General features: G+C 52.9%; 16 protein-coding genes, 2 tRNA genes and 1 rRNA gene. 8 read left to right on the forward strand and 11 right to left on the reverse strand.

Annotated elements, in window-relative coordinates; translation table 11 throughout:
• Positions 1-76: 76 nt before the first annotated feature.
• From B1H58_RS02885 to gmhB, 4 genes are all read right to left on the reverse strand, one after another.
• A tRNA-Ala gene (locus B1H58_RS02885) sits at positions 77-152 on the reverse strand.
• Between the two features lie 113 nt (positions 153-265).
• Positions 266-342, reverse strand: a tRNA-Ile gene (locus B1H58_RS02890).
• A 72-nt stretch (positions 343-414) separates the two neighbouring features.
• Positions 415-1,956 (reverse strand): 16S ribosomal RNA (locus tag B1H58_RS02895).
• A 375-nt stretch (positions 1,957-2,331) separates the two neighbouring features.
• On the reverse strand, positions 2,332-2,892 hold the full coding sequence (gmhB, locus tag B1H58_RS02900; protein ID WP_085067891.1) for a D-glycero-beta-D-manno-heptose 1,7-bisphosphate 7-phosphatase: 561 nt from the start codon (positions 2,890-2,892) through the stop codon (positions 2,332-2,334).
• A gap of 193 nt (positions 2,893-3,085) precedes the next feature.
• On the opposite strand from gmhB, the gene metN reads away from it, so the two are divergent.
• The 6 genes from metN to proS all read left to right on the forward strand — a co-directional run bounded on the left by metN (position 3,086) and on the right by proS (position 8,770).
• Complete coding sequence (gene metN, locus B1H58_RS02905) at positions 3,086-4,117, forward strand: methionine ABC transporter ATP-binding protein MetN (protein WP_085067892.1); 1,032 nt, start codon at positions 3,086-3,088, stop codon at positions 4,115-4,117.
• Positions 4,110-4,763, forward strand: a complete 654-nt coding sequence (locus B1H58_RS02910) for a methionine ABC transporter permease MetI (RefSeq protein ID WP_085067893.1) — start codon at positions 4,110-4,112, stop codon at positions 4,761-4,763. The genes metN and B1H58_RS02910 overlap by 8 nt, the downstream gene beginning before the upstream one ends.
• Positions 4,764-4,795: 32 nt before the next feature.
• Complete coding sequence (locus B1H58_RS02915; RefSeq protein WP_085067894.1) at positions 4,796-5,611, forward strand: MetQ/NlpA family lipoprotein; 816 nt, start codon at positions 4,796-4,798, stop codon at positions 5,609-5,611.
• 218 nt (positions 5,612-5,829) lie between these two features.
• The gene (gene rcsF, locus B1H58_RS02920) at positions 5,830-6,234 is read left to right on the forward strand and encodes an Rcs stress response system protein RcsF (protein WP_085067895.1); all 405 of its coding nucleotides are present in this window, start codon (positions 5,830-5,832) and stop codon (positions 6,232-6,234) included.
• Positions 6,231-6,938, forward strand: coding sequence for a tRNA (N6-threonylcarbamoyladenosine(37)-N6)-methyltransferase TrmO (gene tsaA / locus B1H58_RS02925; RefSeq protein WP_085067896.1), 708 nt, complete (start codon positions 6,231-6,233; stop codon positions 6,936-6,938). Before rcsF ends, tsaA begins: the two co-directional genes overlap by 4 nt.
• A gap of 104 nt (positions 6,939-7,042) precedes the next feature.
• Positions 7,043-8,770 carry a proline--tRNA ligase gene (gene proS / locus B1H58_RS02930; protein WP_085067897.1) on the forward strand — a complete coding sequence of 576 codons (1,728 nt, stop codon included), beginning with the start codon at positions 7,043-7,045 and terminating at the stop codon, positions 8,768-8,770.
• A gap of 82 nt (positions 8,771-8,852) precedes the next feature.
• Here proS and arfB read toward each other — a convergent pair whose 3' ends face one another.
• Positions 8,853-9,263 carry an alternative ribosome rescue aminoacyl-tRNA hydrolase ArfB gene (gene arfB / locus B1H58_RS02935; RefSeq protein WP_085067898.1) on the reverse strand — a complete coding sequence of 137 codons (411 nt, stop codon included), beginning with the start codon at positions 9,261-9,263 and terminating at the stop codon, positions 8,853-8,855.
• Positions 9,264-9,472: 209 nt separating this feature from the next.
• Between arfB and B1H58_RS20795 the strand changes: the two genes are divergently transcribed.
• Both B1H58_RS20795 and rof read left to right on the forward strand, forming a co-directional pair.
• Positions 9,473-9,673, forward strand: a complete 201-nt coding sequence (locus B1H58_RS20795; RefSeq protein ID WP_165786514.1) for a YaeP family protein — start codon at positions 9,473-9,475, stop codon at positions 9,671-9,673.
• Positions 9,660-9,923, forward strand: a complete 264-nt coding sequence (gene rof / locus B1H58_RS02945) for a Rho-binding antiterminator (RefSeq protein ID WP_085067900.1) — start codon at positions 9,660-9,662, stop codon at positions 9,921-9,923. Before B1H58_RS20795 ends, rof begins: the two co-directional genes overlap by 14 nt.
• 31 nt (positions 9,924-9,954) lie before the next feature.
• On the opposite strand, the gene B1H58_RS02950 is transcribed toward rof, so the two are convergent.
• From B1H58_RS02950 to accA, 6 genes are all read right to left on the reverse strand, one after another.
• A complete protein-coding gene (locus tag B1H58_RS02950) occupies positions 9,955-10,263 on the reverse strand; it encodes a c-type cytochrome (protein WP_085067901.1) in 309 nt (102 codons plus the stop codon).
• Positions 10,260-11,576 carry a tRNA lysidine(34) synthetase TilS gene (tilS, locus tag B1H58_RS02955; RefSeq protein ID WP_085067902.1) on the reverse strand — a complete coding sequence of 439 codons (1,317 nt, stop codon included), beginning with the start codon at positions 11,574-11,576 and terminating at the stop codon, positions 10,260-10,262. Before tilS ends, B1H58_RS02950 begins: the two co-directional genes overlap by 4 nt.
• 53 nt (positions 11,577-11,629) lie before the next feature.
• Positions 11,630-12,019, reverse strand: coding sequence for a VOC family protein (locus B1H58_RS02960; RefSeq protein WP_085067903.1), 390 nt, complete (start codon positions 12,017-12,019; stop codon positions 11,630-11,632).
• A 76-nt stretch (positions 12,020-12,095) separates the two neighbouring features.
• The gene (locus tag B1H58_RS02965; RefSeq protein ID WP_085067904.1) at positions 12,096-14,255 is read right to left on the reverse strand and encodes a lysine decarboxylase LdcC; all 2,160 of its coding nucleotides are present in this window, start codon (positions 14,253-14,255) and stop codon (positions 12,096-12,098) included.
• A gap of 105 nt (positions 14,256-14,360) precedes the next feature.
• A complete protein-coding gene (locus tag B1H58_RS02970) occupies positions 14,361-14,546 on the reverse strand; it encodes a YegP family protein (protein WP_085067905.1) in 186 nt (61 codons plus the stop codon).
• Between the two features lie 158 nt (positions 14,547-14,704).
• Positions 14,705-15,664, reverse strand: a complete 960-nt coding sequence (accA, locus tag B1H58_RS02975) for an acetyl-CoA carboxylase carboxyl transferase subunit alpha (protein ID WP_085067906.1) — start codon at positions 15,662-15,664, stop codon at positions 14,705-14,707.

The raw sequence follows: 15,664 nt of genomic DNA on the forward strand, positions 1-15,664 counted from the left end.
TTCCGGATTGTTAAAGAGCAAAACTTCACAGTACATTCGCAAATGCACTCTGGAGTGTTCATCAACCAGCGGTTGATGGTGGAGCTAAGCGGGATCGAACCGCTGACCTCCTGCGTGCAAGGCAGGCGCTCTCCCAGCTGAGCTATAGCCCCAGATGTGTTGTAAAACCCGCGAAGAACCGAAATTCTTTTTCAGGCAAGGCGTACGTTCGGGAACGTTTACTGTGGTAAACGACCGGGCGTATAACGCAGCTTGAGAAAGAATTTGGTAGGCCTGAGTGGACTTGAACCACCGACCTCACCCTTATCAGGGGTGCGCTCTAACCACCTGAGCTACAAGCCTGCCGGGGTTTTACTGCTCATTACTTCTATCAGACAATCTGTGTGAGCACTTCACGGTCGGGATTCAGCATGGTAAGGAGGTGATCCAACCGCAGGTTCCCCTACGGTTACCTTGTTACGACTTCACCCCAGTCATGAATCACAAAGTGGTAAGCGCCCTCCCGAAGGTTAAGCTACCTACTTCTTTTGCAACCCACTCCCATGGTGTGACGGGCGGTGTGTACAAGGCCCGGGAACGTATTCACCGTGGCATTCTGATCCACGATTACTAGCGATTCCGACTTCACGGAGTCGAGTTGCAGACTCCGATCCGGACTACGACGCACTTTATGAGGTCCGCTTGCTCTCGCGAGGTCGCTTCTCTTTGTATGCGCCATTGTAGCACGTGTGTAGCCCTGGCCGTAAGGGCCATGATGACTTGACGTCATCCCCACCTTCCTCCGGTTTATCACCGGCAGTCTCCCTTGAGTTCCCGACCGAATCGCTGGCAACAAAGGATAAGGGTTGCGCTCGTTGCGGGACTTAACCCAACATTTCACAACACGAGCTGACGACAGCCATGCAGCACCTGTCTCACGGTTCCCGAAGGCACTTCCGCATCTCTGCAGAATTCCGTGGATGTCAAGGCCAGGTAAGGTTCTTCGCGTTGCATCGAATTAAACCACATGCTCCACCGCTTGTGCGGGCCCCCGTCAATTCATTTGAGTTTTAACCTTGCGGCCGTACTCCCCAGGCGGTCGACTTAACGCGTTAGCTCCGGAAGCCACGAGTCAAGCTCACAGCCTCCAAGTCGACATCGTTTACGGCGTGGACTACCAGGGTATCTAATCCTGTTTGCTCCCCACGCTTTCGCACCTGAGCGTCAGTCTTTGTCCAGGGGGCCGCCTTCGCCACCGGTATTCCTCCAGATCTCTACGCATTTCACCGCTACACCTGGAATTCTACCCCCCTCTACAAGACTCTAGCCTGCCAGTTTCGAATGCAGTTCCCGGGTTGAGCCCGGGGATTTCACATCCGACTTGACAGACCGCCTGCGTGCGCTTTACGCCCAGTAATTCCGATTAACGCTTGCACCCTCCGTATTACCGCGGCTGCTGGCACGGAGTTAGCCGGTGCTTCTTCTGCGGGTAACGTCAATGAACCAGGTTATTAACCTTGCTCCCTTCCTCCCCGCTGAAAGTACTTTACAACCCGAAGGCCTTCTTCATACACGCGGCATGGCTGCATCAGGCTTGCGCCCATTGTGCAATATTCCCCACTGCTGCCTCCCGTAGGAGTCTGGACCGTGTCTCAGTTCCAGTGTGGCTGGTCATCCTCTCAGACCAGCTAGGGATCGTCGCCTAGGTGAGCCGTTACCTCACCTACTAGCTAATCCCATCTGGGTTCATCCGATGGTGTGAGGCCCGAAGGTCCCCCACTTTGGTCTTGCGACGTTATGCGGTATTAGCCACCGTTTCCAGTGGTTATCCCCCTCCATCGGGCAGATCCCCAGACATTACTCACCCGTCCGCCACTCGTCAGCGGAGCAGCAAGCTGCTCCCTGTTACCGTTCGACTTGCATGTGTTAGGCCTGCCGCCAGCGTTCAATCTGAGCCATGATCAAACTCTTCAATTTAAAAGTCTGATGCTCGAGAAAAACGTCGTAATGAATTACGTGTTCACTCTGAGACTTGATACTGCAATTATTTTTGCGATATCCCGTCCGTGAGTGCCCACACAGATTGTCTGATAAATTGTTAAAGAGCAGTGCGACCGGCGCTTCGTGCCGTTGTCGCGAGGTGGCGTATATTACGCTTTCCTCTTACAGAGTCAACCCCTTTTTTCAGAAGTTTTTCTCCGGCGATTCATCTTACTGAACCGCTCAACACCGCGTGGCGTAAGCCGTTGTGCCGTGTCGATGGAGGCGCATTATAGGGAGTTCTTGAGACCTCGCAAGCGCTAATTTCAACTTTTTTGCTGTTCGCTGAAATTTCGCGCAGAACGCCTGTTTTTAACCCTGTTTTATACGTTTCGGTAGCTCTGCAAGGCTATCTATTACCCAATCGGCCAACTTCTCGCCTTCCGCAGTAACTGGTTTACCGCTGCGTACTAATACTGTTGTGCCCACGCCTGCTGCTTTGCCTGCCTGAACATCATCGATTTTATCGCCAACCATATAAGAAGCAGCCATATCGATATTCAGCTCTTTCATTGCGCTAAGCAGCATACCGGGCTGTGGTTTACGGCAATCGCATTGCTGGCGATAGCTTTCTACCGCAGCCTCAGGATGGTGTGGACAATAATAGATCCCATCCAAATCCACCTCTCTGTCTGCCAGCGACCAGTCCATCCACTCTGTGAGCTGCATAAACTGATCTTCACTAAACATTCCGCGCGCGATACCGGACTGGTTAGTCACCAGCACCAGCGCATACCCCATTTTCTTCAGTTCCTGCATCGCCTCAATGGCACCATCAATAAACTGAAAAGCATCAATCTCATGGACATAGCCATGATCCACATTTACTGTGCCATCGCGATCAAGAAATATCGCCGGGACTTTAGCCGTCACGTAGTAACTCCTGCTGCCTGATTTGTCGCTCAGTATCGCATGATTGCAATAAAAGAGAGAATGGCAGATTGAATCTCTCTGATTGATTTAGACGTCTGGATGCCTTACCATCCGTTTCAAATTTTGTCGCGATAGTAAGACAAAAGAAAAAACACCACGGACAACTTCACCGCAACAGATAACTAATAACTCAATGATAAAACTTTCCAATATTACTAAAGTCTTTCAGCAGGGCACGCGCACCATCACTGCGTTGTCAGACGTTAGCCTACACGTGCCCGCAGGACAAATTTATGGCGTTATTGGCTCATCAGGCGCGGGTAAAAGTACGCTTATTCGCTGCGTTAACCTGCTCGAGCGCCCTACGTCCGGCAGCGTCCTGGTTGATGGACAGGAACTTACCTCGCTGTCAGAAAGCGAGCTTACGCTGGCTCGCCGTCAAATCGGCATGATTTTCCAGCATTTTAATTTGCTGAACTCGCGCACCGTTTTTGGCAACGTAGCGTTGCCGCTTGAACTGGATAACATGCCACGCGCAACGATCAAAGCTCGCGTGACGGAGCTGCTCGATCTGGTCGGCCTTGCCGATAAGCATGACGCCTGGCCCGCTAACCTTTCCGGTGGTCAGAAGCAGCGCGTTGCTATTGCGCGTGCGCTGGCAAGCAGCCCGAAAGTGCTGTTGTGTGATGAAGCCACCAGCGCGCTCGATCCGGCCACCACCCGAGCCATTCTTGAACTCTTAAAAGATATTAATCGCCGTCTTGGCATTACCATTCTCTTGATTACGCATGAGATGGATGTGGTAAAACGCATCTGCGATCAGGTTGCGGTCATCAGTAATGGTCAGCTGATTGAAAAAGACAGCGTCAGCGAAGTTTTCTCACATCCGAAAACGCCGCTGGCTCAGCAGTTTATTCAGTCAACGCTGCATCTTGATATTCCTGAGGACTATCAGCAGCGTTTACAGGCGCAGTCAACCGCTGACAGCGTGCCTCTTCTGCGGCTGGAGTTTACCGGTCAGTCGGTTGATGCGCCGCTGCTGTCGGAAACCGCACGCCGCTTTAACGTTAATAACAATATTATCAGCGCCCAAATGGATTACGCTGGCGGCGTGAAGTTCGGCATCATGCTGGCGGAAATGCACGGCAGCGCGCAGGAGACCGAAGGCGCAATTGCTTATTTACAACAGCATCATGTAAAAGTAGAGGTATTAGGGTATGTCTGAGGCAATGATGTGGTTACTGGGTCGCGGCGTTTGGGAAACGCTGATGATGACCTTTGTCTCTGGCTTTTTTGGCTTTGTGCTGGGTCTGCCGGTTGGCGTTCTGCTTTATATCACCCGCCCGGGTCAGATCATGGCCAATAATAACCTGTATCGGGTCTTATCCGCGCTGGTCAATATTTTCCGTTCGATTCCTTTTATTATCCTGCTGGTCTGGATGATCCCTTTTACCCGCGCCATTGTCGGCACCTCAATTGGGCTACAGGCAGCTATCGTTCCGTTGACCGTTGGCGCTGCGCCTTTTATTGCGCGTATGGTTGAAAACGCCCTACTGGAACTGCCTACCGGCCTGATTGAAGCTTCCCGCGCCATGGGCGCAACGCCAATGCAGATTATTCGTAAGGTTCTGCTGCCGGAAGCCTTGCCGGGGTTAGTAAATGCGGCCACTATTACATTGATTACACTGGTCGGCTATTCTGCGATGGGCGGTGCCGTAGGCGCTGGCGGCTTAGGGCAGATTGGTTACCAGTACGGCTATATCGGTTATAACGCCACAGTAATGAATACCGTTCTGGTATTACTGGTGGTCCTGGTCTATCTCATACAATTCTGTGGCGACCGCATCGTTCGTGCTGTCACACATAAATAAGTCACCTCAATACTCTCTATTAAGGAAAGGATATGTCTTTCACGTTGAAAAAGATTGCCGCTGTGGGAGCGCTGCTCGGTGCTATGGCGCTGGCAGGATGTGGTCAGGAAGAGAAAGATCCTAACCATGTTAAAGTTGGTGTTATTGTTGGTGCCGAACAGCAGGTTGCTGAAGTCGCGCAGAAAGTGGCGAAAGATAAATATGGTCTGGACGTTGAGCTGGTCACCTTTAATGATTACGTGCTGCCTAATGAAGCATTAAGCAAGGGCGATATTGATGTTAACGCCTTCCAGCACCAGCCCTACCTTGACGCGCAGATCAAGGATCGTGGCTATAAACTGGTAACCGTAGGCCACACTTTTGTTTATCCAATTGCAGGTTACTCGAAAAAGATTAAATCACTGGATGAGCTACAGGAAGGCGCACAGGTTGCCATTCCTAACGATCCTACTAACCTTGGCCGTTCACTGCTGCTGCTGCAAAAAGTGGGTCTGATTAAGTTAAAAGAGGGAGTTGGCCTGCAGCCGACCTCTCTGGATATTATCGAAAACCCGAAAAAGCTGAAGATTGTTGAGCTGGAAGCGCCGCAGCTACCGCGCTCGCTGGATGACGATCAGATCGCGCTGGCAGTGATTAATACCACTTATGCCAGCCAGATTGGCCTGACGCCAACCAAAGACGGCATCTTTGTGGAAGATAAAGATTCTCCTTACGTAAACATTATTGTTGCGCGTGAAGACAATAAAGATGCGGAAAATGTGAAGAAGTTTGTTCAGGCATATCAGTCTGACGCGGTTGCAGAAGCAGCGAATAAAATCTTCAACGGCGGTGCGGTTAAAGGCTGGTAATAAGGCTCAGGCTCAGGATTTTAAGTTAACCATCTGTCCTTAACATTGCGTTACTCTTCTCGATCAGGCGGCCCGCTGATTTACCGGTTATAAGCTTTATGCTTACGGTCAAATCAACCGGGCCGCCTTTTTAACGTTTAATCAAATGTTATCGCAACTTGTCATTTAACTGATTGCTTGTTTCAATAACGCCAATTTTTAGAAATGAGGATAATTCGATGCGCGCGTTACCGCTTTGTTTGTTGGCGCTTTCGCTGACAGGTTGCTCTTTGCTACATAAGCCCTATAAGCCCATTACCGCGCCCGAAGCCCGGCCAGCCACCACGGAAACGCATGCTCGTCCAGCAGTGCGCCCTGCGCCGGTAAAGCTCTATACCGATACAACTGAGCTGCTAAGTAATCCTTTCCGGGATTTAGGCGAGGTATCGGGCGATGATTGCCAGACCAGCCGTCAGGACTCGCCGCCAAACATCAATACCGCACGTAAACGTATGCAGATCCGCGCCTCTTATATGAAAGCTAACGCGGTATTGTTGCATAAATGTGAAATCGTTAATGAAAGCAAAGGCTGCTATCGCCAGGCGATCTGCCAGGGCACGGCGCTAAAAGTAACAGGCAAATGAGTCAGTTTTCCTTCGCGCAGATTGGCGTGATTAAATCACCGTGGAAAGAGAAGTTCGCGGTTCCACGACAGCCGGGCCTGATTGAAGATGGTGGCGGCGAATTGCATTTGCTTCCTCCCTATAATCAACCGGAAGCGGTGCGCGGCCTGGAAGCGTTCAGTCATCTGTGGCTGCTGTTTGTTTTTCATCAAACGATGGAAGGCGGCTGGCGTCCAACGGTACGCCCTCCGCGCCTGGGCGGTAATACGCGCATGGGCGTATTTGCCACCCGCTCAACCTTCCGGCCCAATCCGGTTGGCATTTCGCTGGTTGAGCTGAAAGGCGTACGCTGCCAGAAAAACCAGGTGATCCTTGAGCTGGGCAGCCTTGATTTGGTTGACGGCACGCCAGTTGTTGATATCAAACCCTATCTGCCTTTTGCCGAAGCGATCCCGGCTGCACGCGCCGGTTTTGCTCAAAATGCCCCTTCAGCAGAGATGCCGGTGCGCTTTTCAGAGCATGCGCAGCAACAGTTGCATGATAACCAACAGCGTTATCCTCAGCTGGCGCGTTTTATTAGCCAGGTGCTGGCACAGGATCCGCGTCCGGCCTATCGCAAAGGCGAAGAGCCAGAACGTGAATATGCCGTCTGGCTGCTCGATTTTAACGTGCGCTGGCGCGTAACCGCTGAAGGCACCGAGGTGCTGGCGCTCGATCCGCGCTAATTTGTTCTCGCTCTCTTTTGAGGTGCATCACTCGCTGGTACACTAACCGCCACTATTTTCAGGTCAATCTTTGACTATTTTCCGCCCAAACTGGAATCTTACAGATGCGTACTACTCAATATCTGCTCTCCACGCTTAAAGAGACGCCGTCCGATGCCGAAGTGATCAGCCATCAGCTGATGCTGCGTGCCGGGATGATCCGTAAACTGGCCTCAGGCCTCTATACCTGGCTGCCGACGGGCTTACGCGTACTAAAAAAAGTTGAAAACATCGTGCGCGAAGAGATGACTAACGCCGGTGCGATTGAAATCTCTATGCCGGTAGTGCAGCCAGCCGACCTGTGGCAGGAGAGCGGACGTTGGGAGCAGTACGGTCCTGAGCTGTTGCGTCTGGTGGATCGTGGCGATCGCCCGTTTGTGCTGGGCCCAACGCACGAAGAAGTGATCACTGACCTGATCCGCAACGAGCTGAGCTCTTATAAGCAGCTGCCGCTGAATCTGTTCCAGATCCAGACCAAATTCCGTGACGAAGTGCGCCCGCGTTTTGGCGTAATGCGCTCACGCGAATTTATCATGAAGGATGCCTACTCCTTCCATACCTCTCAGGAATCGCTGCAGGAAACCTACGAGGCGATGTATCGCGCCTACGGTCAGAGCTTCAGCCGTATGGGGCTGGATTTCCGCGCGGTACAGGCGGATACCGGCTCTATCGGCGGCAGCGCGTCGCACGAATTCCAGGTACTGGCGCAGAGCGGAGAAGATGATATCGTCTTTTCAACCGAATCGGATTACGCGGCGAACATTGAGCTGGCGGAAGCGGTGGCCCCGGCCGGTGAGCGCCCTGCCCCTGCGCAGTCGTTAGAACAGATTGATACGCCTGATGCAAAAACTATCGCCGAACTGGTTACGCAGTTTAATCTGCCAGTTGAAAAAACAGTCAAGACGCTGATAGTTAAAGCCAGCGAAGAGAGCGGCCACCAGCTGGTTGCGCTGCTGGTGCGTGGCGATCATGAACTGAACGAAATCAAAGCGGAAAAAGTGGATATCGTGGCTGCGCCGCTGGTATTTGCTACTGAAGAAGAGATCCGTGCCGCGGTGGGTGCCGGTCCGGGTTCACTGGGTCCGGTTGGCCTGACGCTGCCGGTCATTGCCGATCGCACCGTTGCCAAAATGAGCGACTTCAGCGCGGGCGCGAATATCGACGGCAAGCACTTTATCGGGATCAACTGGGGCCGCGATCTGGCCGAGCCGCTGCAGGTTGCCGATCTGCGCAAGGTCGTGGAAGGCGATCCCAGCCCGGACGGCAAAGGTACGCTGCTGATCAAGCGCGGCATCGAAGTGGGTCATATCTTCCAGCTGGGCACCAAATACTCGGAAGCGATGAAGGCTGCGGTGCAGGGCGAAGATGGTCGTAACCAGACGCTGACCATGGGCTGCTACGGTATCGGTATCACCCGCGTAGTGGCAGCGGCAATTGAGCAGAATCATGACGATCGCGGCATTATCTGGCCTGCCGCGCTGGCGCCGTTCCAGGTCGCTATCCTGCCGATGAATATGCATAAATCTTTCCGCGTGAAAGAGCTGGCGGAAGAGCTGTACGCCACGCTGCGCGCGAAAGGTATCGACGTGCTGCTTGACGATCGTAAAGAACGTCCGGGCGTGATGTTTGCCGATATGGAACTGATCGGGATCCCGCATACCATCGTGCTGGGCGATCGCAACCTGGATAACGACGAGATCGAATATAAAGCGCGTCGTGCCGGTGAAAAGCAGATGATCAAACGCGATCGTATTGTGGATTTCCTGGTAGAAGCGATTCAGAGCGAGATCTGATTTTCCGCTGCTTTTAGGCAAAATAAAAACCCTGAAAGCCGGCCTGCCGGTGAGTAAGGGTTTTTTATATCAAGTACATCAATTACAGCACCTTTCCCCGTAACGCTTTGGTGCTGCTGCGCTGCGCTTTACCCTCCAGCCTGCGTCGTTTCGACGCCATCGTCGGACGCGTGGGACGTCGGGTTTTCTCTACCACAGTAAGCTCGCGAATCAAATTTTCCAGCCGCTTCAGTGCCGCTTCGCGGTTCATCTCCTGGCTGCGATACTCCTGCGCCTTAATGATCACTATTCCTTCGGGCGTAATCAGATGATGGCTGGCGCTAAGCAAGCGCTCTTTATAAAAATCGGGCAACGACGAGCTACGGATATCGAAGCGCAAATGGATCGCCGTCGAGCTTTTATTAACGTGCTGGCCGCCAGCGCCCTGCGCCCGTATAGCAGTGATCTCCAGCTCGTTATCACTAATGGTTACGTTACGTGATAGTACAATCATAAAAATTTACCGTTATGCCGCCCATGTTTAGATGATTCATTGATATGGGCTCTCTGTCTGTAACTGCTGATAGCGTAGAGTGTGACTTGCCAGCGCTGAAGGTCAATACTTATTGTCTGCGGATAAAACGCTGCGAACGACTGATTTCCCGCAGGAGGCTATGTTATAGTCGCTGGAGTCAGAGATTTACGCTCTGGAAGGAGGTGCATGTGCAGAAATATTGTGATTTGGTTCGTCAGAAATACGCTGAAATCGGCGGCGGCGAACTGGGATACGTGCCCGACGCCATAGGTTGCGCGTTAAAAACACTGAATGAGATAGCGGCTAATTCTGCGCTAAACTCTTCTGTCAGGGAACAGGCGGCTTATGCCGCTGCAAACTTATTGGTGAGCGATTATGTTGACGAATGAAGCCTACAAACCGATCAATTGTGACGATTACGATAGTCTCGAACTCGCCTGCCAAAAACAGTGGTCACTGGTTCTTGAACTCAAGAACGGTGAGCAGCTTAAGGTACAAGCGCAGGATATGATCACGCGTAAAAACGTAGAATATCTGGTGGTTGACCTGGCCGGTGAGGTGCGCGAACTGCGCCTTGACCATATCGCCAGCTTTAGCCATCCCGAGCTGGGCACCGTTGTTGTCAGCGAGTCGGATTAACCCTTTGGGCGGGCTTTCCCGCCCTTTGGCTTCACGGCTTTAGCGACTGATAATACGCAGCTAAATTGGCCATATCTTCATCGCTTAACCCACTGACAAACGCTTTCATCACTTCCGCCTGTCCACCGCTACGCTCCCCTTTCTTATAAGCCTGCAGCGCATGCTGTAAATAATCGGCATTCTGACCGGCCAGGTTGGGATACAGCGAAACGGAAGCTTTCCCCTCTGCGCCGTGGCACGCCTGACAGGCGGCAGATTTCTCCTGACCAGCAGCAGCGTTACCAGCCGCCAGCGCAGGCGCGGTAAAACAGGCCAGCATCAGTATCAACAGGGCTTTCATCTTTTATTCTCCCTTTCACGAAGCCAGGCAATGCGCCAGGCATTTCCCGCCACAGCGCTGCCTTCGCGGCAAACAAACGTATTCAGCGCGGCAATAAGCGTCTCATTGTAAAAAATCAGCGGCGTGCTTTCACGTCGCCACGGCGGCACGTCACACTCCTGCCACAGTTTTTTGATCGACCGATGGCCGCTGCGTCCCTCGATGGCGAAACGGCCCTGCGCCTGAAAGCGTACCGTAACCGTTTCATCTGCGCGTGGCGGGCGCACTTCCGTACCGCTTTCCGCCAGCTGCAGCATGCCAAGATCGTGCGGCAGATGGAGCGGCCTGGTCATCTCTGTCCAGGGTAAAATCAGCGTGCGTACCGATGGCCTTAACGGCAGCCAGTAAAGCTTCTCACGATAGCGCCGGATTTCATGATCTTCCAACCGCAGACGCGGCGCGGCATCTTCCCGTGCATTGATCACTTCCAGCCACAGGCGCCGGATCGCATCCCGCGAGGGCATTTGACCGCCACAGCCGGCAATCCAGCGCCGCAGCAGCGCAGCGCGACGAGCTTCGCTCATGGCAGCAAAACCTTCGATGCGCAGCGCGCCATCTGGTTCTGTTCGCGCCGCCAGCGACTCCGCCAACAGCTCATCCAGCAGTTGCTCCTGCTCGCCGCATAGCGCCGCGCTGCGGGCAACGGCGGCGGCAAAATGCGGCCAGCGCTCGCTCATTGTCGGTAATATCCGCTGGCGCAGAAAGTTACGGTCATAGCGCGTATCCTGATTGCTTTCATCTTCAATCCAGCGCAACTGATACTCTTCAGCCCACTTTTCCAGCTCAGCTCGCTGACGCGAAAGCAGCGGACGCAGCAGGCGATGTTCGCCTAACATCAGGCGCACGGGCATCGCGGCCAGGCCAGCAGGCCCGCTGCCGCGCTTCAACGCCAGCAGCAAGGTTTCGCATTGATCGTCAAGGTGCTGCGCCGTCACCAGGGCTTCTCCGGGGCGCAAACTGTCGCGGAAAGCCTGATAACGCCCTTCGCGCGCCGCGCCTTCAATGCCGCTGTCGCGTCCATCAACCTTGATCGCCACGACCTCCAGCTCAACCTGCCACGCTTCACAAACGGCCCGGCAGTGCTGCACCCAGCTATCGGCACAGGGGCTTAATCCGTGATGAATATGAATTGCGCGCAACTGTAACGTTGGCTGTCGCCGGCGTAACAGGGTTAACTGATGCAAAAGAACGGTAGAGTCCAGCCCGCCGCTGAACCCCACCAGCAGCCGCTGTTCACCGGCCAGCTGCTGTTCAAGTTGTGCAAGCTGCGTCATGAAAAACCTATTGGCAGGCGGCCATCAGAGCGATGACCGTAAAAACGGCTATTTTAAGCCTGGTATAGCTCAAGCGGCAAATTATCCGGATCGCTGAAAAAGGTAAAGCGCTTACCGGTGAGAGGATCGATACGAACTGGCTCGCAGGCCACGCCTTTTTCCGTGAGTAACTCACAGGCGCGGTCGATATCATTCACTGCAAACGCCAGATGCCGTAAGCCGCAGGCTTCCGGGTGACTGATACGAGCCGGCGGCGTCGGGAAAGAAAACAGCTCAATCAGATACTCTCCATTCAGCGCCAGATCGCCTTTCCATGAATCACGCGCTTCGCGATAAACTTCCTGCTGCAGCGTAAAGCCAAGAATGTCGCAGTAAAATGCCTTACTGCGCGCATAGTCGCTGGCGATAATCGCAATATGATGAACCTTCTTGATATCCAGCATAGCTTCTCCTTGATCTGTCTTACTGCAGCACCCTACTCACTCATGGATGCTGAAGCAAGACGGCATAATCTGCAAGTTAGCGCACGGTATCCGGCTCATCCTGTTTAAGGACGCGTACCAGATAGCGCCCATCCTCGGTGAGTTTGGCGCCGTGGATATCGGTTTCAAAACCAGGATAGTGACGGCCAATGGCACACAGCATCAGCAGAAAGTCGTGCACCGCACGGCTGGATTCAGTAATCATCTCTCCCGGCATCACCAGCGGCACACCCGGTGGATAAGGCAGAATCATGTTGGCCGAAACGCGCCCGATCATCTGGTCAATCTCCACGGTTTCTACCTCTCCTTTTACCTGTAGCTGAAACGCCCGATGCGGTGTCATTTTCATTTCCGGCAGCACATCAAACGCTTTCAGCATCAGGCGCGGCAGATCGTGTTGGTGGATCAGTTGATGAATACCCTGCGCCAGCGTCTGGATACGCATATTGCGATAGAAATCGGGATCTTCGGCATAGAGATCCGGCAGGATATTTTTCACCCGTAGATTAAGATCGTAGGCACGCTTGAAGTCCAGCAGTGCACGCAGCAGCCCCATCGCCCGGGTTTTATCAATGCCGATACTGAACAGAAACAGCAAATTATAAGGGCCGGTTTTCTCCACCACGATACCGCGTTCATCAAGAAACTTGGCCACCAGCGCCGCCGGGATCCCTTCTTCCGCCATTTCACCCTGTTCACTCATGCCGGGCGTCAAAATGGTTACCTTGATCGGATCGAGATACATATGATCGCGATCGGCATCAATAAAACCATGCCACTCTTCTTCACCCGGCTGGATCGGCCAGCACTCGGCTTCTTCTATGCCGTCTGGTTGCCAGATATCGTAAAACCAGCTATCGGACTCTTCGCGCAGCCGCTGGATCTCGCGGCGGAAATGCAGCGCACGCTCAACGGAACGGTTAATCAGCCGACGTCCCGGATTACCGCGCAGCATGGCGGCCGCCGTTTCGATAGAGGCGACAATCGAATAGTTAGGCGAGGTGGTGGTATGCATCATATAGGCTTCGTTAAAGGTCTGTTCATCGTAGTCGCCTTTAATATGAATCAGCGAAGCCTGTGAGTATGCCGCCAGCAGCTTATGTGTAGACTGAGTTTCATAAATCACCTTGCCTGGCGTGCGCTCACCGCTCATCCCGCTCTTGCCCGTATAGATGGGATGAAAATTGGTATAAGGCACCCAGGCGGAATCAAAATGAATCGAAGGCACATCCAGCGTTTCTTTGATATAGCGGGTGTTATACAGCAGACCATCGTAGGTAGAGTTGGTGATCACCGCATGTACCGGCCAGCTGGCATGTTCGGTTTGCGCTACCTTCAATGCAATGCTGTCACGCATGAACTCCCGCTTAGGGATACCGCCGAGAATGCCCAGCGCATTACGTGTCGGCTTCAGCCAAATCGGCACGATATCACTCATCATCAGCAGATGCGTCAGCGATTTATGGCAGTTGCGGTCGATAAGCACCGTGCTGCCTGCAGGCGCAGCATACATACCGACAATTTTGTTTGAGGTTGAAGTGCCGTTAGTCACCATATAACTTTGCTCGGCACCGAAAGTGCGGGCGATATACTCCTCTGCTTCCAGATGCGGGCCAGTGTGATCAAGCAGCGATCCCAGCTCGGTAACGGAAATAGAGGTATCCGCTTTTAAGGTATTCGGTCCGTAAAAGTCATAAAACAGCGTGCCGACCGGGCTTTTTTGAAAAGCGGTGCCGGCCATATGGCCAGGCGTGCAAAAAGTGTATTTCCCTTCCTTCACATAGTTAAACAGTGCGCGCGTCAACGGCGGCGTAATATTGTCGATATACTCATCGGTATACTGGCGGATACGCTGGGCGATATCCTCTTCGACACCAAGCGCATATTCAAAGAACCACAGCGCCATGCGCATTTCGTGAATACTGATATCCATGGTGGAGTGAGTATTAATAAAGGCGTAGAGCGGCAGGTATTCGTTAAGCTGATTAATCTCGCTGCACAGATCCAGACTATATTCATCCCAGTCAAAAATAATCCCGCAAACCCGTGGATTATGCTCAATTAGCTTAACCAAATCGTTGGCGTCTTTGGGATAGATAAGATCGAACCCCTTGCCAATCAGCGCCTGATGCAGCTGGCGAATCGGTTCATCTTTATAAAAAGCGTTATGCGGTCCCATTATCGCAATGATATTCAATTCGCACCTCCTGGTGATGAGCGATAAAGAATAAGCATAGCGGATAGCACAAAAGGGGTTAGAGCAGACCCGCCGGATAGCGGGTCTGGAAAAGCATAACCAAAGCTAGCTGCGATCGTAGATGGTTTCAGTCGGCGCGTTCTGGCGTACCGAGGCGATGCCGTTTAAAGCGCCCTGCTTGCTGGCATACATCTCGCTTACCGCAATGATTTCATGATTGCCGGCGCGCAACACAAAATACCAGGGTTGTGGCGTCTGTTTGTCTGATTTACGTATTTCGTAATATCCCATTTTAACTCCCGTTATTGATGTGTTTTTCCTGACTGTTCAAACTCAGCCATCGCTGCGTGAAAAACAATCAATAACCGATGCTTTATTGAGGGAAATCGTTTTGTCGTAAAAGTAAAAAAGGCGGCCCGGAGGCCGCCTTGTTAATAACCAGAATAAAATTACGCGTAACCGTAGTTCATCAAGCGATGATAACGACGGTTCAACAGCTCTTCGGTATTCAGCCCGTCCAGATCGGCCAGGTCAGCCAGCAACTGCGCTTTCAGCGAAGCCGCAATCGCCAGCGGATCGCGATGTGCACCGCCCAACGGTTCAGGAACGATAGAGTCGATCAGATCCAGCTCTTTCAGACGCGGCGCGATAATGCCCATCGCTTCAGCGGCCAGCGGCGCTTTATCGGCGCTCTTCCACAGGATTGAGGCACAGCCTTCCGGTGAAATAACTGAATAGGTGCTGTACTGCAGCATATTGACCTTATCGCCAACGCCAATTGCCAGCGCGCCGCCGGAACCGCCTTCACCGATAACGGTACAGATAACCGGCACTTTCAGGCCGGACATTTCACGCAGGTTGCGTGCAATAGCCTCAGACTGACCGCGCTCTTCCGCGCCAACGCCCGGATAAGCACCCGGCGTATCGATAAAGGTAATGATCGGCATCTTAAAGCGCTCGGCCATTTCCATCAGGCGCAGCGCTTTGCGATAGCCTTCCGGTGCCGGCATGCCGAAGTTACGACGAATCTTCTCTTTGGTTTCACGGCCTTTCTGATGGCCAATGATCATAACCGGGCGTCCGTCCAGACGCGCTATGCCGCCGACAATCGCTTTGTCATCCGCATAGGCGCGATCGCCTGCCAGTTCATCAAAGTCAGTAAACACGTTACGGACATAGTCCAGCGTGTAAGGACGTAACGGATGACGCGCCAGTTGCGCGATCTGCCATGCGCCCAAATCGGAGAAGATTTTACGGGTCAGCTCAACGCTTTTCTCGCGCAGACGCTGGATCTCTTCATCCAGATTAATATCGTGTTTTTCATCCTGACGGCCAACCGACTTGAGGGAGTCGATTTTCGCCTCCAGTTCTGCAATTGGCTGTTCAAAATCCAGGTAATTAAGACTCAT

The organism is Pantoea alhagi, assembly GCF_002101395.1.
Classification (GTDB): domain Bacteria; phylum Pseudomonadota; class Gammaproteobacteria; order Enterobacterales; family Enterobacteriaceae; genus Mixta; species Mixta alhagi.